The following is a 25,389-nucleotide window of genomic DNA, read 5'->3' as shown; positions in this document are numbered from 1 at the left end:
ACGAGGGATATCATCAGAATACCACATTGTCGGTACCGCTGTTCTAATGGCGTTAATACAAAGTGAACGTATTATCACCATGTTGATTATAAAGTGTGATATTGATCACATTAACAGCTCTGCATGTTAAAGCGGTGTAGCCGGTGGCAGGTTGCACCCCTGCTAAATGAGTAGGAGAATGGTTGTCGAAAAGTTGATCCATACTATGCGTAACGCCTGTGGATTATGCTGCAATAGCAGGCTCACCTCCGTGGTTGTTCAGGAATACCGCTGTGTCTAAACAAAACCGTGCTCCCCACTCGTCACCACTGCCTGCGGGCATTGTGGAACTGTCGGTACACAGACCGCCCCACATCACCCATGCCACGCCGGATTTTCTGGCGGAAGAGGTGCCCGTTGCGCTCGTTTACAACGGTATCTCGCATGTCGTGATGATGGCTTCGCCAAAAGATCTTGAGCTGTTCGCCATCGGTTTTTCCCTCTCGGAAGGCATCATCGAGCATCCGCAAGACATCTACGGCATGGACGTGGTGCAGGCCTGCAACGGTCTCGAAGTGCAAATCGAACTCTCCAGCCGCCGCTTTATGGGGCTGAAAGAGCGCCGCCGCGCGCTGGCCGGGCGTACCGGCTGTGGCGTCTGTGGCGTTGAGCAACTCAATGATATTGGTAAACCCGTTGCGCCATTGTCGTTTACTCAGACCTTTAATCTGGCTCACCTCGACCATGCGCTTGAGCACCTGAACGATGTACAGCCCATCGGCCAGCTGAGCGGCTGTACGCACGCGGCGGCATGGGTGTTGCCGTCGGGAGAGATTGCCGGTGGGCATGAGGACGTTGGCCGCCATGTGGCGCTGGATAAGCTGCTGGGGCGCCGGGCGCGTGAAAGTGACGTCTGGAAGCAGGGGGCGGCTCTCGTTTCCAGCCGGGCCAGCTACGAGATGGTGCAAAAATCCGCGATGTGCGGTGTGGAAATTCTGTTTGCGGTCTCAGCCGCAACGACGCTGGCGGTGGAGGTGGCGGAGCGCTGTAACCTGACGCTGGTGGGCTTCTGCAAGCCGGGAAGGGCAACCATTTATACCCATCCACAGCGATTAATTCTTAATCAATAATTTTGAATGATAATAGCAAATCCTTCCGCTTTTAGTTGTTCATGATGAGGTCTAGTATTTATCTCATCAAGGCACGGTGCCTTACCTAAACAACTTAATGAAAGGGTTTATATTATGAAAAGCATCAAAACTTTTGTCGCTGTAATCGCTCTGGCTACTTCTTTCGGTTCTTTCGCTGCTCAGACCGTGACCGCAACCGCGTCAACCATTGACGGCGCAGAAGCGAAAATCGCGGCTCAGGCTCAGGAAGCCGGCGCGTCATCTTACAAAATTACCCAGGCGTTCTCAGGTAACCGCGTACACATGACCGCTGAACTGACGAAATAAGCTGTCACACCGTCGAAAGAGCGCCCCCGGGGCGCTTTTTTAGTTTATGCCAGCCACGCGCAGCAGCGCGGTTACCACTGCCGCCGCCACGATCACCACAATTAACGGCATTTTCCGCCAGGCCAAAAACACCGCAAACGCCACGCCCAGCACGCGCGCCATTCCTGCGAAATGTTCGCCCTCATAAAACGTGGTCGCCAGCGCCACGGAAAACAGCAGCACTGTTGCCGCGTCCGAAAGCAGCGCCTGAGAGCGTTCTGACAGTGCCAGCCTGCTGCCCAGTTTCGCCCCGCCAAGACGCATCAGGTACGTTCCCGCAGACAAAATGGCGATGCCGAGAATAAAAAACGTCATATTTCCCATTATTTTTTCCTCGCAGCAAGACCCAGTAAAGAGAGCAGCACCGGTAATCCTACCGGGGCAAACGGTACGGCAGCCAGTGAAAGCGCGGCCCCGCTGCAGGCGCGGATTAGCGTGGTACGGTTTTTAAATGCGGGAACCACCAGCGCCAGCAATATGGCCGGAAATACCGCGTCCAGGCCGATGGTCTCCGGGTCAGGTAACAGTTTGCCAACCATTGCACCCAGCAGCGCGCCGAGCGGCCAGACAATGGCGACGCCTAAGCCGCACAGCCAGTAGGCGGCCTTCCGCTGCTCGGCGGTTTTTTGCGACAGGCCAAACACCACGCTTTCGTCGTTCATAATGTGGCAGCCCAACAGGCTCAGACCGCGCTTGCCTACCAGTTCACGCACCGTCACGCCAAACGGCACGTGCCGCGCGTTGACCAGCAACCCCGCGGCTGCGGCCGCCAGCGGGTTACCGCCGCTTGCCACAATGCCGATAAACATAAACTCTGACGCGCCCGCGAGTACGGTGATGGAGAGTACAAACGGTACCCAGACCGGGAAACCATAGGCCATCGCCAGGGAGCCGTAGGACATCCCCACCACGCCCACCGCGAGGCAGACCAGGATAATTGCTTTTATGGTGTCGCCTTTCAGGCAAGAGAGATGATGCTTCATACAATTTTAGCCATATCGAACGTGTATCCATTATAATGAACGCAACGAAACTGATTTTCAAGACGAACGATTCGTTCGTTTTATAGAACAAGAGGCCGTTATATGACGCAGCCGATCAGCCTGATCGCCAAAAGTCTGGTGCGAGAACGCCTGCGAACCGGGCTTTCACTGGCGGAAATTGCCCGCCGTGCCGGGATCGCAAAATCCACCCTTTCCCAGCTGGAGTCCGGCAACGGTAACCCTAGCCTGGAAACGCTGTGGTCGCTTTGCGTGGCGCTGGATATTCCTTTCGCCCGCCTGCTTGAGCCGCAGTTGCCGACCACACAGGTGATCCGCCGCGGTGAAGGGACGAAAGTGGTCGCCGGACAGGCTAATTACGAGGCTATTTTACTGGCCGCATGCCCCCCCGGCGCGCGCCGCGATGTTTATCTTCTGATGACCCAGCCGGGTGCAGACCGTATTTCACAGCCGCATCCGCCGGGCTCGGTTGAACATATTATTGTGACGCAAGGTCGGGCGCTGGTTGGCCTGCTTGACGCGGCGGAAGAGCTCGGCGCAGGGGATTACATTTGTTATCCCGCCGACCAGCCGCACATCTTTAAAGCCCTGGAGCCAGACACTTACGCGCTGCTGGTGGCGGAACAAAACTAACCCGACAATGCTGTCGTCTTCGCGGCAGCATCTTCCGTTAACCTCCTGAGTGAATTACCCATTTTGGCTTTTGTCAGAATGTGAATAACCTTATAAAAACTACGGCATTGATAATCATTTTCAATATCATTTAATTAACTATAATGAACCAACTGCTTACGCGGCATTAACAGCTGTGCCGCCCGACAATAATGGAGAGGATTATGAGTTATACACTGCCATCCCTGCCGTATGCCTACGACGCACTGGAACCGCATTTCGACAAGCAGACGATGGAAATCCATCACACTAAACACCATCAGACCTATGTGAACAACGCGAACGCCGCGCTGGAAAGCCTGCCAGAGTTCGCTAACCTGCCTGTTGAAGAGCTGATCACCAAGCTGGACCAGCTGCCAGCGGACAAGAAAACCGTTCTGCGTAACAACGCTGGCGGCCACGCTAACCACAGCCTGTTCTGGAAAGGCCTGAAAACCGGTACCACCCTGCAGGGCGACCTGAAAGCGGCTATCGAGCGCGACTTCGGTTCCGTGGACAACTTCAAAGCGGAGTTCGAAAAAGCCGCGGCTACTCGTTTCGGCTCTGGCTGGGCGTGGCTGGTTCTGAAAGGTGACAAACTGGCGGTGGTTTCTACTGCTAACCAGGACTCCCCGCTGATGGGTGAAGCGATCTCTGGCGCATCGGGCTTCCCAATCCTGGGTCTGGACGTGTGGGAACACGCTTACTACCTGAAATTCCAGAACCGTCGCCCGGACTACATCAAAGCCTTCTGGGACGTGGTGAACTGGGACGAAGCTGCAGCACGTTTCGCCGCTAAAAAATAAGGTTGCGTTGACGCCTGTGAGAAGCGAGTCTTATGACTCGCTTTTTTTGTATCTGCGTAATGGAGGCAGCAATGCATTACCCGGTGAACGTGTTTACAGGCAAGGTAAGGGAGTACGACGGCAGTCGCCCGAGCGCCATCGCTAAAATTCAGGTCGACGGTGAGCTGACGCTTACCGACCTCGGGCTGGCGGGTGACGAGCAGGCCGAAAAGAAAATCCACGGCGGGCCCGAGCGCGCGCTGTGCCACTACCCGCGCGAGCACTATCAGCACTGGAAAGTCGAATTCCCCGAACAGGCGGATCTGTTTGTCGCGCCCGCGTTCGGTGAGAACCTCTCGACCGAAGGGCTGACCGAGCAAAACGTCTTTATCGGTGATATTTACCGCTGGGGCGATGCCCTGATTCAGGTGACGCAGCCGCGCTCGCCGTGCTTCAAGCTCAACTACCATTTCAGCATTCATGACATGTCGGCTCAGATGCAAAACGCGGGTAAAACCGGCTGGCTGTACCGTGTGGTGCTGGCTGGGCAGGTTTCAGCGGACGCACCGCTTGAGCTGGCATCACGCCTGAGCGATGTGTCTGTTTATGACGCCTGCGCCATTGCCTGGCATATGCCGTTTGATGACGAACAGTATCACCGCCTGCTGTCGGCGGCGGGGTTGTCGACCAGCTGGACGCGCACCATGCAAAAACGGCGGCTCAGTAACAAAATTGAAGACAATGCCCGTCGGTTATGGGGTAAATAGGTTTCTCTTTCGTTCGTCTCCCCCGTGCTAACGGGGGATGCTCCCTTCTTTTACACCGTACTCAACCTTTCCTTGCTTCATTCCTGATACATGGCCCACAAAAAAAGTGTTGGCCATGTAAAAACACTTGAGAATTCTTCCGGCTCAAATATCTTATGATCAAATTGGTTTAAACCAGATGGTGTGGGATGAAAGAAAAAAACTACGTGGATGTGCTCAGGGAACGTTTTGAACGCTGGCTGAGTGAACAAAACTTACCGGCTGGCTCGAAGCTACCGTCTGAGCGCGAGTTGTGCGAACTGCTGGATGCCAAACGCATGACCTTACGGCAGGTGCTGATTGAGCTGGAGGTGGGTGCACGGATATTTAGAAAGAACCGCAGCGGCTGGTTTATTTCTGCTAAGCGCTTTATCTATAACCCAAAATCCCTCTCCAGTTTTAATGCGGAAGCCCGTGCCCAGGGGCGAAATCCCTCCTGGGGCTATTTATCCCGTGAGAGCATGGAGAGCGTACCGCATCAGGTTGAGAGGGTGTTTCCCGCGTCTGAGAATTGCTATCGGGTAACAGGATGGTGTGGGCTCGATGAACATAAGGTTTTTTACCACGAGTCATATATTGATGCAGAAACCGCGCCGGGATATATCCATAAACTGGAAAACCAGTCGTTTGCCAGCGTCTGGGAAGATGAATTCGGTCATACCTTAACCATTAAAGAGATGATCTTCAAACCGGTCAATATGCCGGAGCTGGCCTGCAAAGAACTGGGTGTGGCACCGAATACTTACGGAATTTTGGTGGAAAAACACCGAGCGACACGGGATAAAAAAGTGGTGCAGGTCGATTTTGAATACTGGCGCCTTGAATCAGTGGAACTCGTTATTCATGATGAATGAGAAGAAAATGAAAAATATTGATAAAGTGCGGCTGGCAGAACGTGCGAGAAATATACCTCTCTATCTGCACGCCTACGCGTTTCATTTAAATATGCGCTATGAACGCGTATTGCCGGGTGATTTGTTAGATATAGCGTATCAGCAGAAATTAAAAGGGGTAAAAATTCATGTCGAAGACGGTGAAACGCAATCCCTGCAAAAATTAAATGACCAACAGTTACGCACGTTTAAAGAAAAAGCGCAAGGCTATCATCTGGATATTCATATTGAAACCAGCGCTTCGGATAAAGCGACGCTGGATGATGCGATCCGTATCGCCCTGGCGACGGGAGCGACCTCGGTGCGCTTCTACCCGCGTTATGAAGGGTATCTGAAAGACGTGCTCGATAAAATTGCCAGTGATATTGCGTATTTATCTCGTTATGACGATTGCGGCCTGAGTTTTACTATTGAACAACATGAAGATTTACAGGGTCATGAACTGGTGACGCTGGTGAAAAACAGCGGGATGAAAAACCTCTCCATCCTGTTCGACTTTGGCAATATGATTAATGCCAACGAAGAGCCGCTGGCGGCATTAGAGGTTATGGCCCCCTTGATTACCCAGGTGCATATTAAAGATGCGCGGATTATTAACGAGGGGAAAGGTTGGGGACATGAAGCCTGTCGTACCGGATACGGTGATCTACCTGTGGAGGAGATGCTAAAAAGATTACTACTTTTAGGTGATGAGCAACCCCAGGTCACCTCTTTTGGCTTAGAAGAAGAGGTGGAATATTATGCTCCTGCGTTCCGTTTCGACGATGAAGGGAATAACCCCTGGATACCGTGGCGAAATGCGAGCTATACCCCATTGCCCGACAGCACGATGGTAGATGCCCGTCTTGCGGAGGAAAAACATCACGCCCTTTCTCAAATTCAGTATATACGTAACGTGTGTCAAAAATTTATAACAACCTGACTAGTATTTAGATCGTTAAAAAAGAACGTCAACATGAAGGCCATTTCATTTTGAGCTGGCTGAGGATTATTGCATTCATTTTCTGATTGAGAACGTTTTCTCAACCTACGCTAAGGGTGTTAATTATGTTCATGAATAAATGGGCACGACTCTGCTTTTTGATTTTAGGCGGCGGGACGATATTCAAACTTTCCAGTATGAAAGATGTCTTTTATGTACCTATGCAAAATGACTGGGGATTAACCAATACCCAAATTGGTTTAAGCTTTACGGTATATACTATTGTCCAGACAACGGGCCTGTTCCTCTCTCTGTATATTGCCGATCGTTACTCTAAAAAAATACTGCTGCCGTTTGGTTTAATCGGCGTGGGATTGTGCGGCCTCTACTTATCCACGCTGCCGTCATTTACCGGGTATCTGCTCTGTTTTGCGGCGATGGCCTTTTTCGCTGACGTAGTTTACTGGCCAGTATTGCTGAAAGCGGTGCGTCTGCTGGGTACGCAGGAGGAACAGGGGCGTATGTTTGGCTTTCTTGAGGCTGGCCGCGGCGTGGTGGACGTGGTTGTTGCCTCCGGGGCACTGTTCGTCTTTGTGCACTTCGGGGAAGGCAAAGCGGGCATGCAGGCGGGGCTGTTATACTACACGCTGATTACCCTGGTCGCAGGGGTGATCACCTACTTCATTGTCGATGACGACAAGGTCAAAGGCAGCGAAAAGGGGAGTGCCAACATGGAGGTGCTCAAGGGGATCAAACATATCCTCTCCTGCGCCAACGTCTGGCTAGTCGCGTTTGGCATTTTCTTCGTGTACGCTGCCTACTGCGGGCTGACATACTTTATCCCTTTCCTCAAAGATATCTATATGCTTCCGGTTGCGCTGGTGGGAGCCTACGGCATTATCAACCAGTATGCCCTGAAAATGGTGGGGGGACCGGTGGGCGGTTTCCTGGCGGATAAAGTGGCAAAATCGCCTACTGTCTACCTGAAGTGGACCTTCCTGATTGCCGCCGCGGCGATGATTGTCTTTATGCAGCTACCCCACCAATCGATGAACGTCTATATCGGGATGGCGGCAACCTTAGGTTTTGGGGCGATTATTTTCTCGCAGCGCGCCATTTTCTTCGCGCCGATGGATGAGATTGGCACTCCGCGTGAGTATGCCGGCTCGGCAATGGCGTTTGGCTGCATCATCGGTTACATGCCCGCCATGTTTGCTTACACGCTTTATGGCTGGCTGCTGGATACCCACACCGGTATCGCAGGCTACAACTATGTTTTTAGCGTGATGATCGCGTTCAGCCTGATGGGATTCGTCTGCTCAACGCTGCTGGTGAAACGGATCAAAAAGCAGAACCGCGCGGCAGTCACCGCGGAGGTATAAGGTCAGCTGTCCCCGGCAAACGCCGGGGACAGGGCGTTATGAACGTTTGTACAGCGGCAGCCAGAGGGTCAATCGCAATCCACCCAGCGGACTGTCATCGGCTTTCACCCAGCCACGGTGCTGCTGCATGGCGGTTTCCACAATCGCCAGGCCCAGCCCCGTACCCCCCGATTCCCGGTCGCGCGCCTCATCGGTACGATAGAACGGACGGAAAATCTGCTCGCGGTCTTCCGGGCTGACGCCAGGACCGTCGTCGTCGACAATGACGGTGATCCCGTCTTTATCCACCGAGAACGCCACCTCAATCTTCGTGTGCGAGTAGCGCAGGGCGTTACGCACGATATTCTCCAGCGCGCTTTCCAGCGTGTTGGGGTTACCGTACAGCGGCCATGGACCCGGTGGGAAGTTGACGGTGAAGGATTTACCCATCTGTTCCGCTTCGAACGCCGCGTTGTCCAGCACCTCGTGCCACAGGTGATTGGCTTTCACCGTTTCGCTGACCAGCGCGTTTTTCTGCTGATTACGCGACATGACCAGCAGGTCGTTGATCATGCTGTCCAGGCGGTGAGCTTCTGTTTCAATACGCTCCAGCTCTTTGCTCTCACCGCTGCGGCGGCGCAGCAGCGCGGTGCCAAGCTGCAGGCGTGTAAGCGGGGTACGCAGTTCGTGCGAGATATCCGACAGCAGACGTTGCTGTGCGGTCATCATGCGATCGAGAGCGCTCACCATCTGGTTAAAACTGGTCCCGGCGGCAAGGAATTCCTGCGGTCCGGCTTCCAGTTCAGGGTGTTGTCGCAGGTTACCCTGCGCCACTTCATCGGCGGCATTTTTCAGCTTACGCGCCGGTTTTGCCAGGCTCCACGCCAGCCATAACAGCAGCGGCGAGCTGACCAGCATGGTGACAATCAGCAGCAGGAGAGGGCGGTCAAACAGCAGGTTGATAAAATCAGACTGGGAGTTGCTCGCCGGACGGATCAGGTAGAGCTGATAATTATCCTCTCCGTCTCTGACGGAGAAAGGCCCTACCATTTCTACGCGGCCATATTTCTTCTTCTGGGGATGATCGGCGTTATCCGCCTGGCCAATGAAGTTGCGGATAATCTGCATTTCATTGCGATCGGCCCCAATGACGCGGCCTTCGCTGGTCACCAGCAGCAGGCGTTGTCCGGGCGGCGCCCACTTGTCGATAGCGCGAAATAATCTGCGCCACCACATTAAATCGTTCGGCGGGTCGTTTGCCAGCTCGGCTTCCACGTGTTGCTCGATCATCACGCCCTGACGTTGCTCGCTGTCGAGAAGCTCCGTCATCTGGCGTGAGTCGAGTTTTGGCAACATCAGTACGAGCATTAAAACCAGTGCCAGCGTCAGCCAGAAGATGGCGAAGATGCGGGCGGTTAAGCTTCCTATCATGAAGCGGAAACCATCAGATAACCGCGACCACGCAGGGTTTTAAACCATGGGTGACCGTCTTTACGCTCCGGCAGCTTACGGCGCAGGTTAGAGATGTGCATGTCGATGGCGCGGTCAAACGGGGTCAGACGCTTGCCCAACACTTCCTGACTTAAATGCTCACGCGAGACCACTTGGCCGAGGTGCTGTGCCAGCAGATACAGCAGGGTGAACTCCGTGCCGGTGAGTTCCAGCGTCTGGCCATCAAAGCTCGCTTCCTGACGGCCCGGGTTCAGGCTCAGTGAGTCGACTTCAAGGGTAGGTGAGCTGTTGTCGGTATTCTGCTGCTGCTCGCTCCAGTGGGAACGACGCAGGATCGCGCGAATACGGGCGACCAGTTCGCGGTCGTTAAACGGCTTCGGTAAATAGTCATCTGCGCCCAGCTCAAGGCCGAGTACGCGATCGAGTTCGCTGCCGCGTGCGGTCAGCATGATAACGGGAGTCTGGTGTGTCTGGCGAAGCTCTTTCAACGTATCAATGCCGTTTTTCTTCGGCATCATCACGTCGAGCAAAAGTAAATCGATGCTGTCGTCAAGGAGACTCAGCGCCTGCTCGCCATCATGGGCAACCAGGACGTTGAAACCTTCCATGTCGAGCAACTCCTTTAAAAGGGATGTGAGCTCTCGGTCATCATCAACTAACAGGATTTTATTCATTGTTTAAATACCTCCGAGGCAGAAATTACGACATCAAGGCTGTCTAATCCATGACTTTACGTTGTTTTACACCCCCTGACGCATGTTTGCAGCCTGAATCGTAGACTGTCTCTCGTTGAATCGCGACACGAAAGATTTTGGGAGCAAGTGATGCGCAAAGTTACCGCTGCCGTCATGGCCTCAACGCTGGCGTTCAGTGCGTTTAGCCAGGCTGCTGAAGCTATCATCAGCGATAACAGTCCCTTACAAGAGGGCGCAACGCAGAACAGCAGCCAAAGCCATATGTTTGACGGCATAAGTTTAACCGAACATCAGCGTCAACAGATGCGAGATCTGATGCAGAGGGCGAGACACGACCAGCCCCCTGTTAATGTTAGCGAAATGGAGACAATGCATCGCCTTGTCACCGCAGAAAATTTTGACGAAAGCGCTGTACGCGCTCAGGCCGAAAAAATGGCACAGGAACAGGTTGCCCGCCAGGTCGAAATGGCGAAGGTCCGCAACCAGATGTTCCACCTGCTAACGCCCGAGCAGCAAGCGGTTTTGAACACCAGACATCAGCAGCGAATGGACCAGCTGCGTGAGGTTGCACGGATGCAGCGAAGCTCAGAAACGACGTTTTTCAGTAGCAATAGCAGTACCCGTAGTAACCAGTAAACCCTGTTTTCCTTGCCATAGACACCATCCCTGTCTTCCCCCACATGATGTGGGGGTTTTTTTTGCCCCGCATTCTGATTTGTTAACCGTTTATTCATCCTTCGACTCCACATGCTTCCGTTATACTAGCGGCATGACATGACAGGAGCGTTTATGAATCAATCCTATGGAAGACTGGTAAACCGGGCCGCCATGGCCGCGACGGTAATGGCGTCGTGCTTGCTGGTCATCAAAGTTTTCGCGTGGTGGTATACCGGTTCGGTCAGTATTCTGGCGGCGCTGGTGGACTCGCTGGTGGATATTGCCGCCTCGCTGACCAACCTGCTGGTGGTGCGTTACTCGCTGCAGCCAGCGGATGAAGAGCACACCTTTGGGCACGGTAAAGCGGAGTCGCTGGCCGCGCTGGCGCAAAGTATGTTTATATCCGGTTCTGCGCTGTTCTTGTTTCTCACCGGCATTCAGCATCTCGTCTCACCGACACCGATGAACGATCCCGGCGTCGGCGTCGTTGTGACGATTGTCGCGCTTATATGCACACTTGTTCTGGTAACGTTCCAGCGCTGGGTTGTGCGCAAAACGCAAAGTCAGGCTGTACGGGCAGATATGCTTCATTATCAATCTGATGTTATGATGAATGGGGCTATTCTTATTGCGCTCGGTCTGGCTTGGTATGGCTGGCATCGGGCCGATGCGTTGTTTGCGTTAGGGATTGGTATCTATATTTTATATAGCGCCCTGCGGATGGGGTATGAAGCGGTGCAATCACTGCTTGACCGCGCCCTCCCGGACTCAGAACGTAATGAAATTTTTTCTATCGTGACCTCCTGGCCCGGCGTCAGCGGTGCACACGATCTTCGAACGCGGCAGTCAGGGCCGACCCGCTTTATTCAGATTCACATTGAAATGGAAGACAACCTGCCACTGGTTCAGGCTCACGTGATAGCTGAGCAGGTCGAGCAGGCGATTTTGCAGCGTTTTCCTGGTTCAGACGTCATCATTCACCAGGATCCCTGCTCGGTTGTACCCGGTCATGTTGGGCTTTCGTAATTCGTTGTAAAAAAGTGAGCCAGGCCAGCATTTTGTGTATAAATTACCGCCATTTGGTCTGACCTGAATCAATTCAGCTGGAAGGGATTGATATACTATTTGCAGTATTCGTTGGTCGATAAGTTTCTTCCGGCAACAGATTTCAATTTTGCATTCCTAAGTTCAGAGGTAGTCATGATTAAGAAAATCGGTGTGTTGACAAGCGGCGGTGATGCGCCGGGCATGAACGCGGCAATTCGTGGTGTTGTCCGTGCAGCGCTGACGGAAGGCCTGGAAGTTTTTGGCGTTTATGACGGTTATCTGGGCCTGTATGAAGATCGTATGGTTCAGCTCGACCGTTACAGCGTGTCTGACATGATCAACCGTGGCGGTACTTTCCTCGGTTCTGCGCGCTTCCCGGAATTCCGTGATGAACACGTTCGTGAAGTGGCTATCGAAAACATGAAGAAACGCGGCCTGGACGCCCTGGTGGTTATCGGTGGTGACGGCTCGTACATGGGTGCAAAACGTCTGACCGAAATGGGTTTCCCGTGCATCGGTCTGCCGGGCACCATCGACAACGACATCAAAGGTACTGACTACACTATCGGCTTCTTTACCGCGCTGGGTACCGTTGTTGAAGCGATTGACCGTCTGCGTGACACCTCGTCTTCTCACCAGCGTATCTCTATCGTTGAAGTGATGGGCCGTTACTGCGGCGACCTGACGCTGGCGGCAGCCATTGCGGGCGGTTGCGAATTTATCGTCGTGCCAGAAGTCGAATTTAGCCGTGAAGATCTGGTGGCTGAAATCAAAGCGGGCATCGCGAAAGGTAAAAAACACGCGATCGTGGCTATCACCGAGCACATCTGTGACGTTGACGAGCTGGCGAAGTACATCGAAGCCGAAACCAAACGCGAAACCCGCGCGACCGTATTGGGTCACATCCAGCGTGGCGGTTCCCCAGGCCCTTACGACCGTATTCTGGCGTCCCGTATGGGCGCGTACGCTATCGATCTGCTGCTGCAGGGTCACGGCGGCCGCTGCGTCGGTATTCAGAACGAAAAACTGGTTCACCATGACATCATCGATGCGATTGAAAACATGAAGCGTCCGTTCAAAGGTGACTGGCTGGACTGCGCGAAAAAACTGTACTGATCGGCGTTTTTTGCCCGGTGGCGCTGCGCTTACCGGGCCTACAAAAGCACGGTTCGTAGGCCGGGTAAGGCGAAGCCGCCACCCGGCTTTTTTATGTGTACACGCTTTTTTATTCCACTACGTTATAGCCAATCTTTTTTTATTCTTTAATCCTCGATTCGCTTTCTGGCACGCTGCATTCATCAAAACACTACACAAGAGAGCTGGGCGATGAATAAATGGGGCGTGGGTTTAACATTATTGCTGGCATCGACCAGCGTTCTGGCTAAGGACATCCAGTTACTGAACGTGTCATACGACCCGACGCGTGAACTGTACGAGCAATACAACAAAGCGTTTGCAGCACACTGGAAACAGGAAACCGGCGACAACGTCGTGGTTCGCCAGTCTCACGGTGGTTCTGGCAAGCAGGCGACCTCCGTTATCAACGGGATTGAAGCCGACGTGGTGACCCTGGCGCTGGCCTACGATGTTGACGCGATCGCCGAGCGTGGCCGTATCGACAAAAACTGGATCAAACGCCTGCCGGATAACTCCGCGCCATACACCTCGACCATCGTTTTCCTGGTACGTAAAGGCAACCCTAAACAGATCCATGACTGGAATGACCTGATTAAGCCGGGCGTATCAGTCATCACGCCTAACCCGAAAAGCTCTGGCGGCGCTCGCTGGAACTACCTGGGCGCATGGGGCTACGCGCTGCACCATAACAATGGCGACCAGGCCAAAGCGCAGGAATTCGTGAAAGCGCTGTATAAAAACGTTGAGGTGCTGGACTCCGGCGCGCGTGGCGCCACCAACACCTTCGTCGAGCGTGGGATTGGCGACGTGCTGATCGCATGGGAAAACGAAGCCCTGCTGGCCACTAACGAACTGGGTAAAGACAAATTCGAGATCGTGACCCCAAGCGAATCAATTCTGGCTGAGCCAACCGTCTCCGTGGTCGATAAAGTGGTTGAGAAGAAAGATACCAAAGCGGTGGCGGAAGCCTACCTGAAGTATCTGTACTCGCCAGAAGGCCAGGAAATTGCGGCGAAAAACTTCTATCGTCCACGCGATCCGGCCGTTGCGAAGAAATACGAAAGCGTATTCCCTAAACTGAAACTCTTCACCATTGATGACGAGTTCGGTGGCTGGACCAAAGCGCAGAAAGAGCACTTCTCTAACGGCGGCACCTTCGACCAGATCAGCCAGCGCTAACTCATTAGCCCATGACACGGTGACCCGGCGTGAGAAATCCGCCGGGTTTTTTATTTGGTCATCATTTTGCGTTACTCTTTTGCCTCTATTGAAAACAGGGAACGCGTTGTGAAAAAAATTATCTTATTGCTCCTCATTGTCATCGCCCTGGCAGCTGGCGGTGTGTACTGGATGAAAGCGGGTAATCCGAATGCGTTGCGACATATCGTTCTCGACCAGTGTGTGCCGAATCAGATCCAGAACCGTAACCCGGCACCGTGTGCGCAGGTGAAAACGGACGCAGGCTACGTGGTGTTTAAAGATCGCAACGGGCCGCTGCAGTACCTGCTGATGCCAACCTACCGCATCAACGGCACCGAAAGCCCGCTTTTGACCGAATCTCATACTCCGAACTTTTTCTGGCTGGCCTGGCAGTCGCGCAGCTTTATGACCCTGAAGCGCGGCTCCGAGGTGCCTGACAGCGCCATTTCGCTGACGATTAACTCGCCGACAGGGCGCACGCAGAACCATTTCCATATTCATATCTCCTGCCTGCGCCCGGACGTGCGCGAGAAGCTCAACGCGGCACAGGGAGAAATCAGCACCCAGTGGCTGCCTCTTCCCGGAGGGCTGGAAGGACATGAGTATCTTGCTCGCCGGGTGACGGAAAATGAACTGGTGCAGCGCAGCCCGTTCATAATGCTGGCTGAAGAGCTGCCGGAAGCGCGCGACCATATGGGGCGCTTTGCCCTGGCGATGGCGCAGCAGTCGGATGGCTCGTTTGTGTTGCTGGCGACCGAGCGCAATCTGTTGATGCTCAACCGCGCGTCGGCAGAGGAATTGCAGGATCATCAATGCGCTATCCTGAAGTAACCCCACCATAAATCGCGTTTACTCGGGCTGCCTGTCACCGTAGACTTGCTGAAAAATTCTACAGGAGACAGGTATGTCGCTCTGGTTAACGTATCCTCTGCTGCTACCCTCACTGATCGTTGGCGTCACCATCGTTCTGTGGGCGACGTCGCTATTGCCGGAATTCATAACCGCGCTGCTGTTCTTCACGGCGGCGATGACCGCCAGAATCGCCCCGCCGGAGGTCATCTTCGGCGGTTTTGCCTCGTCGGCTTTCTGGCTGGTATTCAGCGGCTTTGTGCTCGGCGTGGCGATCCGTAAAACCGGACTGGCGGACAGGGCCGCCCGGGCGCTGTCGTCAAAGCTCACCGACTCCTGGGTATTAATGGTAGCGAGCGTGGTGCTGCTGAGCTATGCGCTGGCGTTTGTGATGCCGTCGAACATGGGACGTATTGCGCTGCTGATGCCGATTGTCGCGGCGATGGCAAAACGCGCCGGTATCGCCGACGGCTCCCGCGCCTGGTTTGGTCTGGCGCTGGCGGTAGGGTTTGGGACTTTCCAGCTTTCGGCGACGATTCTGCCCGCTAACGTCCCTAATCTGGTGATGAGCGGTGCGGCGGAAGGCTCGTACGGCATCCATCTGAACTATGTCCCGTATCTGCTGCTGCACACGCCGGTGCTGGGCATTCTCAAAGGTCTGATCCTGATTGGCCTGATCTGCTGGCTATTTCCCGGTAGCCCGAAACCGCCGAAGGAACAGGCGCCGTCTGAGCCTATGGGGCGGGACGAAAAGCGTCTCGCCTGGCTGCTGGCGGTGGTGCTGGGGATGTGGGTGACGGAGAGCTGGCACGGCGTGGGACCCGCGTGGACGGGGCTGGCGGCGTCGGTCATCGTTATGCTGCCGCGTATAGGTTTTATCACCGGGGAGGAGTTTTCTGCGGGGGTGAATATGCGCACCTGTATCTACGTTGCCGGTATTTTGGGGCTGGCGATCGTCGTGACCCAAACCGGTATCGGAACGGCGGTGGGCGAGGCGTTGCTCCGCATTATGCCGCTGAATGCAGACCGACCGTTCACCAGTTTCCTGGCGCTGACCGGTATTACCACCGCACTCAACTTCATTATGACCGCCAACGGCGTGCCGGCGCTTTACACCACCCTGGCGCAGAGCTTCTCGGACGCGACCGGCTTCCCGCTGCTGTCGGTGATCATGATTCAGGTGCTGGGCTATTCTACGCCGCTGCTGCCGTATCAGGCGTCGCCGATTGTGGTGGCGATGGGGCTCGGGAAGGTGCCTGCAAGGGCGGGGATGGTGCTTTGTCTGGCGCTGGCGGTGGCAACTTATCTGGTGCTGCTGCCGCTGGATTATCTGTGGTTTAGCGTGTTAGGTAAGTTGTAGCGTTTTTGTAGGGCGGGTAAGCGCAAGCGCCACCCGCCACAAAGGCAATTACGCCTGTTTAGCCGCTTCTGCCGCTTTAACGATCACCGCGAAAGCGTCCGCTTTCAGGGATGCACCGCCAACCAGCGCGCCATCGATGTCTGGCTGGGTGAACAGCTCAGCAGCGTTGGAGGCGTTTACGGAACCGCCGTACTGGATGATCACTTGCTCAGCGACTTTGGCGTCGGCTTTCGCAATGTGGTCACGGATGAATTTGTGAACCGCCTGAGCCTGCGCAGGGGTTGCTGATTTGCCGGTACCGATCGCCCAGACTGGCTCGTAAGCGATTACCGCGCCTTCGAACGCTGCCGCGCCCTGGGTTTTCAGCACAGCGTCGATCTGACGTGCGCACACTTCTTCGGTTTTGCCCGCTTCGTTTTCAGCTTCGGTTTCACCGATGCACAGAACCGGGATCAGACCCTGCTCTTTCAGCACGGCGAATTTCTTCGCGATGAACTCGTCAGATTCTTTGTGATAGGTGCGACGCTCGGAGTGGCCGATGATGATGTATTTCGCGCCGATATCTTTCAGCATTTCAGCGGAGGTTTCACCGGTGAACGCGCCAGACAGGTTAACGTCAACGTTCTGCGCGCCCAGAATGATGTGGCTGCCGTCAGCGGCGTGTTTAGCCAGATCCAGGTACATATCCGGCGGAGCGATAGCAACCGCGCAGCCCGTCACGCCAGCCAGCTCTTTACGCAGGTTCGCAACCAGTTCGTTTACCATGTGGCGGCTGCCGTTCAGTTTCCAGTTACCCATCACTAAAGGATGTCGCATTTCAATTCTCCACGCTCAATAAGCGAATTAAGGAATATGGCCACCCTGTCGGGCAGCATGGTCTGTGAATCAGTATAGAGATTTTCCCTCGAAAGGCTTTGCTTTTTGTCATTAATTCGCCCCGTCGAGAGTGTCAGATAGTGCCAGCTTAATCGGTTCAACAGCGAAGGTCAGTCCTTTTTCGCCGTTGTCCGCTACAACATAGCGGATCGCGCCTTCGGTATCGGCGTAGTAACGCTTGTTTTTCCCGGCGGTAAGGAGTTTTTGCAGCTTTTGCTGACTTTGTTTTTTCGTCAGTGCCGGAGTAAAGGCCTGCAATACCGCGCTCATGTACTCCAGCGCTTTCGCCTTAGCGGCTTTCTGCTCTGGCCCCTGTATTGGCAGCCAGGTGATTTGCATGCTTTTGATTTTTAACGTCCCGCGCTCCAGCGCCGTGGAGGCATACAAATTCTCGTTAATCTTGCTTGCCGCACGGGTCAGGGTAGGCGTGTCGCGGGGGCCATCGATGGCACGAAACTCATCCAGCGGCAGCGTAGGGTTGGCCTGATTGAAGGTTTCACGAAACTGGCTAATGGACTGATCGAACGACGGCGCGCCCGCCAGCAGATACGGAGCTGTGGTCGGGGCAGTGCTTTCGGCGGCGTGCAGGGGATAACCCACGCTGAGCAGCGCTAAACACAGGAAGAGAGAACGTGCCGAACTTTTCATCAACATTGCCCCTGGCCGTAAGTGCTCATGATTAAAACGATATCTGGTCGGCTTGTCAAAAGGTCACAACTCCAGGGTAAAATGCGCGCTATACGATAATAAGGAACCTTACATGACCATACAGCAGTGGCTGTTTTCGTTCAAAGGGCGTATTGGACGCCGTGATTTCTGGATCTGGATGGTGACGTGGATTGTCGCCATGCTGCTTCTGTTTTTCGTTGCCTATAACGCATGGCTAAGCACGCAAACGGCGGCCTTCGCGCTGGTCTGTCTGCTATGGCCAACGGCGGCTGTCGTCGTGAAACGGCTGCACGATCGCGGACGTTCCGGCGCGTGGGCATTTCTGATTATTCTGGCGTGGATGCTGGTGGCGGGAAACTGGGCGATGCTGCCGTCCATCCTGCCGTGGGTCGTGGGCAGGCTGCTGCCGTCGGTCATCTTCGTGATGATGATTGTCGATCTGGGCGCGTTTATTGGCACCCAGAGCGAAAACAAATACGGTAAAGATACCGTTGAGGTGAAGTACCGCTGATCACCAGTAGTGTTCGGCGGTCATATGGCCCGGCCGGCGGCGAAGATGTTTCGTCATCTGCCGGGTATCCTTCAGAAGCTGCTGCGTGTCGCGAACCATCTGCGGATTGCCACACAGCATGACGTGGCTGGTTTCAGCGTTCAGCGGCAAACCCACCGCGTCTTCCAGGGCTCCACTCTCAATTAACGCCGGCACGCGACCGGTAAGCGCTCCTGCTACGGTTTCGCGGCTGACCACCGTCTGAATCTTTAACTTTCCGCCGTACTGCTGTTCCAGCGCCTGCATCTGCGGCAGGTAGCTCAGGTCTGCAGCGTAGCGCGCAGCGTGCACCAGCACGATGTTTTTAAAGCGCTCCAGATCTTTGCCGTACTGCAAAATAGAGAGATAAGGGCCGATGGCCGTGCCGGTTGCCAGCATCCAGAGCGTGTCACAATCAGGGATCTCTTCGAGCACAAAGAAGCCTGCCGCTTCACTCACAATTTGCACGTCGTCGCCGGGCTTGAGGGCGGCAAGACGCGGGCTGAGCTTACCGTCCGGAACGGTGACCAGATAGAACTCGAGATCCGGGTTATCAGGCGCGTTAACGTAAGAGTAGGCGCGCTGCACGCGCTCGCCGTCGACATCCAGCCCCAGCTTGGCGAATTGCCCGGCTTTAAACGGGTGGACGGGAGCATGGACGGTGAGACTAAATAGCGTATCGGTCCAGAACTCTATTTTCGTGACTTTACCTGTTACCCAGTCCGCCATGATCTTCTCCTGTGCTGTTTCTCTGTTCTATCTTCCGTACTTGTGGTGACAATTTCCAGCCCGTCAGGGCCGGAAAGCTCTATCGATCAAACGGTTTTACAGAATGTGCGTCTGTACGTCCGGGTCTTTGCGGTCGAGATAGTGGATAGACTGGATGCGGCGAATGGTCCGCGATTTACCGCGGATCAGCAGCGTTTCGGTGGTCGCCATATTGCCCTTGCGGGTGATACCGTCCAGCAGATCGCCTTTGGTGATGCCGGTCGCGGAGAAGACAACGTTGTCGCTACGGGCCATCTCGTCCAGAGCCAGCACTTTATTGGCCTCGATGCCCATCGCTTCGCAGCGCGCCAGCTCGTTTTCTCCGATACGGCGGTTCTCTTCGCTGTCGCCTTTCACCTCATGGCGGGGGAGCAGACGGGCCTGCATGTCGCCGTCCAGCGCGCGGATCACTGCCGCAGAGACGACACCTTCCGGCGCGCCGCCGATGCCGTAAAGCACGTCTACTTCGCTGTCCGGCATGCAGGTCAGGATTGAGGCGGCAACGTCACCGTCAGGAATAGCAAACACGCGCACGCCGAGCTTTTGCATCTGCGCGATGGTGGCGTCGTGGCGCGGTTTGGCCAGAATCGTCACGGTCAGTTCGCTAAGGGGTTTGCCCAGGGCTTTGGCGATGTTGTGCAGATTCTCTTCCAGCGGCAGGCTGAGGTCGATTGCGCCCTTTGCGCCAGGCCCGACAATCAGCTTTTCCATGTACATATCCGGCGCGTTAAGGAAGCAGCCCTTATCGCCCACGGCCAGCACTGCCAGGGCATTGGCCTGACCCATTGCCGTCATGCGCGTACCTTCGATCGGGTCGACGGCGATATCCACGGCATCGCCTTTGCCGGTACCGACTTTTTCACCAATATAGAGCATTGGCGCTTCGTCGATCTCGCCTTCGCCGATCACGATGGTGCCGTCGATGTTGACCTGGTTAAGGACAATGCGCATGGCATGGACGGCTGCGCCGTCTGCGGTATTTTTGTCGCCACGACCCAGCCATTTATAGCCTGCAAGGGCGGCCGCTTCGGTGACGCGGGAAAACTCGATAGCAAGTTCACGTTTCATGAGGTACTCGTGCAATCAAAAGGAATTGCACGAAGTTTATCACAGAGTGGGGAGGGGGGTTTTAAGTCCCCTCTCCCCTTTGGGGGGCTTACTCGTCGTGCTCTTCCCACGCCAGGGCGCGTTTCACCGCTTTCTTCCAGCCGCTGTAGCGGAAGTTACGCTCGGTGGTTTCAATGCCCGGGCGGAATTCGCGTTCGATCACCGCTTTTTCCTGCAGCTCGTCCAGGTTCTGCCAGAAGCCTACCGCCAGACCGGCAAGATACGCCGCGCCCAGCGCCGTCACTTCACGCACTTCAGGACGCTCAACGCGAGTGCCCAGAATGTCGGACTGGAACTGCATCAGGAAGTTATTCGCGACCGCACCGCCGTCCACGCGCAGGGCGTGCAGACGAATGCCGGAGTCAGCCTGCATCGCTTCCAGCACGTCGCGCGTCTGGTAGGCGATGGATTCCAGGGTGGCGCGAATAATGTGGTTAGAGTTCACACCGCGCGTCAGGCCGAAAATCGCGCCGCGTGCATACGGATCCCAGTACGGTGCGCCCAGACCGGTGAACGCAGGTACCACGTACACGCCGTTGGTGTCTTTCACTTTGGTCGCGAAGTACTCGGAATCGAACGCATCGCTGATCAGCTTCATCTCGTCGCGCAGCCACTGGATAGACGCGCCGGCCATGAACACCGCACCTTCCAGGGCATAGTTCACTTCGCCGCGCGGGCCGCAGGCGATGGTAGTCAGCAGGCCGTTTTCTGATTTCACCGCTTTCTCGCCGGTGTTCATCAGCATAAAGCAGCCGGTGCCGTAGGTGTTCTTCGCCATCCCTTCTTTGACGCATAGCTGGCCGAACAGCGCCGCCTGCTGGTCACCGGCGATACCGGCGATAGGAATACGGGTGCCGCCTTTACCGCCGATGTTGGTCTGACCGTACACTTCTGAAGACTTGCGCACTTCAGGCAGCATCGCGCGTGGGATATCCAGCGCGTCCAGCATCTTGTCATCCCACTCCAGGGTGTTGATGTTGAACAGCATGGTGCGCGAGGCGTTGGTGTAGTCGGTGACGTGAACGCGTCCCTGGGTCATCTTCCAGATAAGCCAGGTGTCAACGGTACCGAACAGCAGCTCGCCGCGTTTAGCACGCTCGCGTGAACCTTCCACATGGTCGAGGATCCATTTCACTTTGGTGCCGGAGAAATACGGGTCAACCACCAGGCCGGTGGCGCTGCGCACGTACTCTTCCATGCCGTCGCGCTTAAGCTGTTCGCAGATCTCAGAGGTACGGCGGCACTGCCAGACGATGGCGTTGTAAATAGGCTTACCGGTTTCACGTTCCCAGACAATCGTCGTTTCACGCTGGTTAGTGATACCAATCGCGGCAATCTCGTCGGAACTGATATCGGCTTTCGCCAGCACTTCGACCAGCGTGGAGCTTTGTGACGCCCAGATCTCCATCGGGTCGTGTTCTACCCAGCCTGGACGAGGATAAATTTGCTCAAATTCGCGCTGTGACACGCTGACGATGTTCGCGTCATGATCCATTACGACAGCGCGGGAGCTGGTAGTGCCCTGGTCGAGCGCAACGATATATTTTTTTTCGGTCATGGTATGTGTCCCGTAGTCAGATTACAGCGAAGCTTTTTGTTGTGCGGTAGAAGTCGTTTCCTTCTCCTCTTCCACACAGGTGTCGCACGGTAAATGGCGACCAATTAATTTGCGGTAGCTAAACGCACCCAGCGCAGCCCCGACAACCGGCGCAAACAGCGGTACCAGGAAGTAAGGAATGTCTTTGCCGCCGGTGAAGGCGACGTCGCCCCAGCCTGCGATAAAGGCGAACGCTTTTGGTCCGATATCACGTGCCGGGTTCATCGCGAAGCCGGTCAGCGGGCCCATGGAGGCGCCAATCACAGCAATCAGCAGGCCAATCAGCAGGGGGGCCAGCGGGCCGCGCGGAATGCCGTTTCCGTCGTCGGTCAGCGCCAGGATAACGCCCATCAGAATAGCGGTAATCACCATTTCAACTGCGAACGCCTGCACAAAATTGATATGCGGGTTTGGGTAGGTTGAGAAGATGCCTGCCAGATCCAGACTTTCGACGCTGCCGCGTACCATATGATGCGTCTGTTCGAAGTCGATGAAAAGATTGTAATAAAGCCCGTAAACTAACGCCGCTGCGCAAAACGCGCCGGCAAACTGAGAAAGAATGAAAGGAACAACTTTGCGTCCGTCGAAGCACGCGAACAGCCACAGTGCGATTGTCACCGCCGGGTTAAGATGTGCACCAGACACCCCTGCGGTCAGGTAGATGGCCATCGCCACGCCCAGACCCCAGATGATACTGATTTCCCACTGACCAAAACTGGCACCCGCCACTTTCAGTGCAGCGACACAGCCCACTCCGAAGAATATCAACAACCCGGTACCAAGGAACTCGGCAATGCACTGGCCTTTTAAGGTTGATGTCTGACTCATAATCGGAATCCTGAAGAAATTGATGTTTATTGTTAGCATGGCCGCCCGTGACAGCCACGATGCCCTGTAGACATAGTGTTAATTTATCGTTAACGAGCAAAAACGAGAAATATCGAAATCAAAATGTGTGGTCTGCGTCAATAAAATGAGCGTTTTCGCGCCATAAAGCACATTTTTGCAGCAGTGCAGGATCGGTACAGGAATGTGAGCTGAATCATTTCATTAACGAATCAGTTAACAATTTAGGGGTATATGACGCGAACGCACCAGGACCAGACCTAAAAGTGTTGCAAACCGCGATCTGCGCGGTGTGTCGCTGGACACAGAGCGCCGCGCTCCATACAATCGACGGTATATGTCGTGCGCGTTTATGTTAAAGCGTCGCCTTGCAATTCAGGAGAGGTAGCATCATGTCTTTAGAAGTGTTTGAGAAACTGGAATCGAAAGTACAGCAGGCGATTGACACCATCACCCTGCTGCAGATGGAAATTGAAGAGCTGAAAGAGAAGAACAACAGCCTGGCGCAGGAAGTTCAGAACGCGCAGCACGGCCGTGAAGAACTGGAGCGCGAAAACAACCAGCTGCGCGAACAGCAGAACGGCTGGCAGGATCGCCTGCAGGCGCTGCTGGGACGTATGGAAGAAGTCTGATTCCCATTGGGATGAACTGAACAGGCCGGGTAAGGCGATGCCGCTACCCGGCTTTTTTTATGCCAGTTATAAAAAAGGCCGCCAGAGGCGGCCTTAACGCTACTTGTCCTGCGCTGTCATAGCAAAAGCAACGAACACATTCGGTTCATCACTCTTTACAACGAGTACGCTGGCGACAATGAACGCGATACATAAATAGCGTTTCATTATGCGGTCCCTGCAGCTAACCGCTCCACCGTTCACCACCGGTGATAAGTCGGTGGACACAAGCCCGGTTAAAGGTTGCTTTACGGTTGTGAATACACCTTTCCCTGGACCGATGCCCATGTGCGAGATGGCGGAAAGGGACGATGCATCATAATGAGCAGCAGCAGCGTAGTTAAGGTTTTAATAGTTAATTAGGAATTTATAAAGGGTCGATGGGGTTACCTGAGATTTGAACCAGGGTAAGATAAAAATCCTGGTTAAAGGTTGCAAAACTTCCCAACGGACCGCGAATCCCGAGGGACAAAAAAAACCGCCACATTGCTGCTGGCGGTTTTTTTATGGTTCACGCTTACGGTTTTACTACTCGATATCCAGCGGATCTTCGGAAAGGATAATGCCGGTATTATCGGCGTAGAGATGGTCGCCGGAGAAGAAGGTCACGCCGCCGAAGTTAACGCGCACGTCGCTTTCGCCGATGCCGTCACCCGCCGCCCCTACCGGTATGGCCGCGATGGCCTGAATCCCGATATCCAGGTCTTCCAGATCGTCCACCTGGCGCACGGAGCCGTACACCACAAGGCCTTCCCATTCATTCTGGACGGCAATGCCGGCCAACTCAGCATCAATCAATGCACGGCGCACGGAACCGCCGCCATCGACCACCAGTACGCGGCCGCGGCCGTTCTGTTCGAGCAGATCGTACAGCAACCCGTTGTCCTCGAAACATTTCACCGTGACGATCTGTCCGCCAAACGACGACCGCCCACCAAAGTTGGAGAACAGCGGTTCAACGACGTTGACATCTTCCTGGTAGATGTCACAAAGCTCGGAGGTATCGTATTTCATAGGTTTAACGCTCAGTTGCTGCGAATGTGTTCAGTATATCGTGCGAAATGCGTTGTTGGCAAAATCATCAATTGTTAATTGATATTTGTCAGCTAACTGAGCGTCTGGCTTAATACAATCCCGATGACGAACAACAGGTTAGTCAGCAGCGCGCCTTTTACCGTGCGCTCCAGCATCGGCGGCATGGCGGACGGGCTACGTTCACGCATCACAAAGCGGGCCTGCTTAATCAGCAGCGGCGCGGCAAGCACAAACAGCCAGCCCCACACGCTCTGCAACGAAATCAGGTTAAACAGCGCCAGGCAAACCAGCGCGCCAGTGAGCAGGCAGGCATGATAGCGGCGCGCATTCACCGGCCCCAGACGCACGGCCAGGGTATTTTTGCCATTCTCGCGATCGCTGTCGATGTCGCGCAGGTTGTTGATGTTGAGCACCGCCGTTGCCAGCAGGCCGCAGGCGGTCGCGGGCAGGAACAGGGCAGGGATCACCGTATGCGCCTGCAGGTACCAGCTTCCCATCACGCTCAGCCAGCCGAAGAAAACCAGTACGGAGATATCACCGAGCCCAATATAACCGTAAGGTCGCGTGCCGACGGTGTAGGTGATGGCCGCGATAATGGCCAGTAAACCCAGCACCAGGAAGCCAATGAAATCGCTGGGAGTCTTAGACGCCACCGTCACCAGCGCCAGGCCGGATGCGCAGATCAACACCACGGTGATAATCAGCGCGCGCTTCATCTGCGCCTGGGTAATCACCCCTTTCTGCATTCCGCGCAGTGGCCCTATGCGGTCCGGCTTGTCGCTGCCTTTTACCGCGTCACCGTAGTCATTGGCGAGATTGGAGAGGATTTGCAGCAGGCCGGCGGTAATCAATGCCAGCGCGGCGACCAGCGGATCAAAATAACCCTGCCACCAGGCAAGGGCGGTGCCGACGATAATCGCGGCAAAGGCCAGAGGAAGTGTTTTAGGGCGCAGACTTTCGAGCCACGCCTGAGTACGGCTGATGTCAGTCATAAGTATTT

The 25,389-nt window shown here is 54.9% G+C and carries 28 protein-coding genes; 16 read left to right on the top strand and 12 right to left on the bottom strand.

Annotation, left to right across the window (positions count from 1 at the left end; all coding sequences use genetic code 11):
- Positions 1-272 precede the first annotated feature (272 nt).
- Both fdhD and AC0TNG_RS01500 read left to right on the top strand, forming a co-directional pair.
- A complete protein-coding gene (fdhD, locus tag AC0TNG_RS01505; protein WP_061716289.1) occupies positions 273-1,109 on the top strand; it encodes a formate dehydrogenase accessory sulfurtransferase FdhD in 837 nt (278 codons plus the stop codon).
- Between the two features lie 114 nt (positions 1,110-1,223).
- A complete protein-coding gene (locus AC0TNG_RS01500) occupies positions 1,224-1,436 on the top strand; it encodes a YdgH/BhsA/McbA family protein (RefSeq protein ID WP_023309747.1) in 213 nt (70 codons plus the stop codon).
- Between the two features lie 39 nt (positions 1,437-1,475).
- On the opposite strand, the gene AC0TNG_RS01495 is transcribed toward AC0TNG_RS01500, so the two are convergent.
- Positions 1,476-1,799: an AzlD domain-containing protein gene (locus tag AC0TNG_RS01495; protein WP_024909205.1), complete on the bottom strand. Its 324-nt coding sequence runs from the start codon at positions 1,797-1,799 to the stop codon at positions 1,476-1,478.
- Positions 1,799-2,458, bottom strand: a complete 660-nt coding sequence (locus AC0TNG_RS01490; protein ID WP_023333870.1) for an AzlC family ABC transporter permease — start codon at positions 2,456-2,458, stop codon at positions 1,799-1,801. The genes AC0TNG_RS01495 and AC0TNG_RS01490 overlap by 1 nt, the downstream gene beginning before the upstream one ends.
- A 102-nt stretch (positions 2,459-2,560) precedes the next feature.
- Here AC0TNG_RS01490 and AC0TNG_RS01485 point away from each other — a divergent pair, with 102 nt between their 5' ends.
- The 6 genes from AC0TNG_RS01485 to AC0TNG_RS01460 all read left to right on the top strand — a co-directional run bounded on the left by AC0TNG_RS01485 (position 2,561) and on the right by AC0TNG_RS01460 (position 7,915).
- On the top strand, positions 2,561-3,109 hold the full coding sequence (locus tag AC0TNG_RS01485) for a helix-turn-helix domain-containing protein (RefSeq protein ID WP_023309744.1): 549 nt from the start codon (positions 2,561-2,563) through the stop codon (positions 3,107-3,109).
- 203 nt (positions 3,110-3,312) lie between these two features.
- Positions 3,313-3,933, top strand: a complete 621-nt coding sequence (gene sodA / locus AC0TNG_RS01480) for a superoxide dismutase [Mn] (RefSeq protein WP_003861999.1) — start codon at positions 3,313-3,315, stop codon at positions 3,931-3,933.
- Positions 3,934-4,004: 71 nt separating this feature from the next.
- Positions 4,005-4,679 (top strand): 6-hydroxyaminopurine reductase, encoded by a 675-nt coding sequence (yiiM, locus tag AC0TNG_RS01475; RefSeq protein ID WP_473712435.1) that lies wholly within the window; start codon positions 4,005-4,007, stop codon positions 4,677-4,679.
- 188 nt (positions 4,680-4,867) lie between these two features.
- A complete protein-coding gene (locus tag AC0TNG_RS01470; RefSeq protein ID WP_048989393.1) occupies positions 4,868-5,572 on the top strand; it encodes a UTRA domain-containing protein in 705 nt (234 codons plus the stop codon).
- A gap of 7 nt (positions 5,573-5,579) precedes the next feature.
- On the top strand, positions 5,580-6,533 hold the full coding sequence (locus AC0TNG_RS01465) for a sugar phosphate isomerase/epimerase family protein (protein WP_061716302.1): 954 nt from the start codon (positions 5,580-5,582) through the stop codon (positions 6,531-6,533).
- A 131-nt stretch (positions 6,534-6,664) separates the two neighbouring features.
- Entirely contained in the window at positions 6,665-7,915 is a 1,251-nt protein-coding gene (locus AC0TNG_RS01460) for an MFS transporter (RefSeq protein WP_024909201.1), read from the top strand.
- A 36-nt stretch (positions 7,916-7,951) separates the two neighbouring features.
- Here the strand turns inward: AC0TNG_RS01460 and cpxA are convergent, their stop codons facing one another.
- Both cpxA and cpxR read right to left on the bottom strand, forming a co-directional pair.
- Positions 7,952-9,325 (bottom strand): envelope stress sensor histidine kinase CpxA, encoded by a 1,374-nt coding sequence (gene cpxA, locus AC0TNG_RS01455; protein ID WP_023309731.1) that lies wholly within the window; start codon positions 9,323-9,325, stop codon positions 7,952-7,954.
- Positions 9,322-10,020: an envelope stress response regulator transcription factor CpxR gene (gene cpxR / locus AC0TNG_RS01450; RefSeq protein ID WP_006179159.1), complete on the bottom strand. Its 699-nt coding sequence runs from the start codon at positions 10,018-10,020 to the stop codon at positions 9,322-9,324. The genes cpxA and cpxR overlap by 4 nt, the downstream gene beginning before the upstream one ends.
- 150 nt (positions 10,021-10,170) lie before the next feature.
- Between cpxR and cpxP the strand changes: the two genes are divergently transcribed.
- The 6 genes from cpxP to AC0TNG_RS01420 all read left to right on the top strand — a co-directional run bounded on the left by cpxP (position 10,171) and on the right by AC0TNG_RS01420 (position 16,291).
- Entirely contained in the window at positions 10,171-10,677 is a 507-nt protein-coding gene (cpxP, locus tag AC0TNG_RS01445; RefSeq protein ID WP_024909200.1) for a cell-envelope stress modulator CpxP, read from the top strand.
- 153 nt (positions 10,678-10,830) lie between these two features.
- Complete coding sequence (fieF, locus tag AC0TNG_RS01440) at positions 10,831-11,724, top strand: CDF family cation-efflux transporter FieF (protein WP_024909199.1); 894 nt, start codon at positions 10,831-10,833, stop codon at positions 11,722-11,724.
- A gap of 174 nt (positions 11,725-11,898) precedes the next feature.
- Positions 11,899-12,861, top strand: coding sequence for a 6-phosphofructokinase (gene pfkA, locus AC0TNG_RS01435; RefSeq protein ID WP_023309696.1), 963 nt, complete (start codon positions 11,899-11,901; stop codon positions 12,859-12,861).
- A gap of 210 nt (positions 12,862-13,071) precedes the next feature.
- Positions 13,072-14,061: a sulfate ABC transporter substrate-binding protein gene (locus tag AC0TNG_RS01430; RefSeq protein WP_024909198.1), complete on the top strand. Its 990-nt coding sequence runs from the start codon at positions 13,072-13,074 to the stop codon at positions 14,059-14,061.
- A 108-nt stretch (positions 14,062-14,169) separates the two neighbouring features.
- Positions 14,170-14,913 carry a CDP-diacylglycerol diphosphatase gene (locus AC0TNG_RS01425; protein WP_024909197.1) on the top strand — a complete coding sequence of 248 codons (744 nt, stop codon included), beginning with the start codon at positions 14,170-14,172 and terminating at the stop codon, positions 14,911-14,913.
- 73 nt (positions 14,914-14,986) lie between these two features.
- Positions 14,987-16,291: an SLC13 family permease gene (locus tag AC0TNG_RS01420; RefSeq protein ID WP_032648461.1), complete on the top strand. Its 1,305-nt coding sequence runs from the start codon at positions 14,987-14,989 to the stop codon at positions 16,289-16,291.
- Between the two features lie 48 nt (positions 16,292-16,339).
- On the opposite strand, the gene tpiA is transcribed toward AC0TNG_RS01420, so the two are convergent.
- The gene (gene tpiA / locus AC0TNG_RS01415) at positions 16,340-17,107 is read right to left on the bottom strand and encodes a triose-phosphate isomerase (RefSeq protein ID WP_014172206.1); all 768 of its coding nucleotides are present in this window, start codon (positions 17,105-17,107) and stop codon (positions 16,340-16,342) included.
- 111 nt (positions 17,108-17,218) lie between these two features.
- Positions 17,219-17,815, bottom strand: coding sequence for a DUF1454 family protein (locus tag AC0TNG_RS01410; RefSeq protein WP_061716292.1), 597 nt, complete (start codon positions 17,813-17,815; stop codon positions 17,219-17,221).
- A gap of 112 nt (positions 17,816-17,927) precedes the next feature.
- On the opposite strand from AC0TNG_RS01410, the gene AC0TNG_RS01405 reads away from it, so the two are divergent.
- Positions 17,928-18,347 (top strand): DUF805 domain-containing protein, encoded by a 420-nt coding sequence (locus AC0TNG_RS01405; protein ID WP_023333860.1) that lies wholly within the window; start codon positions 17,928-17,930, stop codon positions 18,345-18,347.
- Here AC0TNG_RS01405 and fpr read toward each other — a convergent pair whose 3' ends face one another.
- From fpr to AC0TNG_RS01385, 4 genes are all read right to left on the bottom strand, one after another.
- On the bottom strand, positions 18,348-19,094 hold the full coding sequence (gene fpr / locus AC0TNG_RS01400; RefSeq protein ID WP_473712437.1) for a ferredoxin--NADP(+) reductase: 747 nt from the start codon (positions 19,092-19,094) through the stop codon (positions 18,348-18,350).
- A 96-nt stretch (positions 19,095-19,190) separates the two neighbouring features.
- Complete coding sequence (gene glpX, locus AC0TNG_RS01395; protein ID WP_032662725.1) at positions 19,191-20,201, bottom strand: class II fructose-bisphosphatase; 1,011 nt, start codon at positions 20,199-20,201, stop codon at positions 19,191-19,193.
- Between the two features lie 88 nt (positions 20,202-20,289).
- Positions 20,290-21,798: a glycerol kinase GlpK gene (gene glpK, locus AC0TNG_RS01390; RefSeq protein ID WP_014885706.1), complete on the bottom strand. Its 1,509-nt coding sequence runs from the start codon at positions 21,796-21,798 to the stop codon at positions 20,290-20,292.
- 21 nt (positions 21,799-21,819) lie between these two features.
- Positions 21,820-22,665 carry an MIP/aquaporin family protein gene (locus tag AC0TNG_RS01385; RefSeq protein WP_014885705.1) on the bottom strand — a complete coding sequence of 282 codons (846 nt, stop codon included), beginning with the start codon at positions 22,663-22,665 and terminating at the stop codon, positions 21,820-21,822.
- A gap of 410 nt (positions 22,666-23,075) precedes the next feature.
- Between AC0TNG_RS01385 and zapB the strand changes: the two genes are divergently transcribed.
- Positions 23,076-23,315, top strand: a complete 240-nt coding sequence (gene zapB / locus AC0TNG_RS01380; protein ID WP_010436935.1) for a septal ring assembly protein ZapB — start codon at positions 23,076-23,078, stop codon at positions 23,313-23,315.
- A 567-nt stretch (positions 23,316-23,882) separates the two neighbouring features.
- Here zapB and rraA read toward each other — a convergent pair.
- Positions 23,883-24,368 carry a ribonuclease E activity regulator RraA gene (gene rraA, locus AC0TNG_RS01375; RefSeq protein ID WP_023309687.1) on the bottom strand — a complete coding sequence of 162 codons (486 nt, stop codon included), beginning with the start codon at positions 24,366-24,368 and terminating at the stop codon, positions 23,883-23,885.
- Positions 24,369-24,460: 92 nt separating this feature from the next.
- Entirely contained in the window at positions 24,461-25,381 is a 921-nt protein-coding gene (menA, locus tag AC0TNG_RS01370; RefSeq protein WP_248166378.1) for a 1,4-dihydroxy-2-naphthoate polyprenyltransferase, read from the bottom strand.
- Positions 25,382-25,389 lie beyond the last annotated feature (8 nt).

It is taken from the genome of Enterobacter sp. PL_is514, from assembly GCF_055816715.1.
The sequence above is the reverse complement of the archived record's forward strand: the minus strand, read 5'-3'. Positions and strand labels throughout refer to the sequence as shown.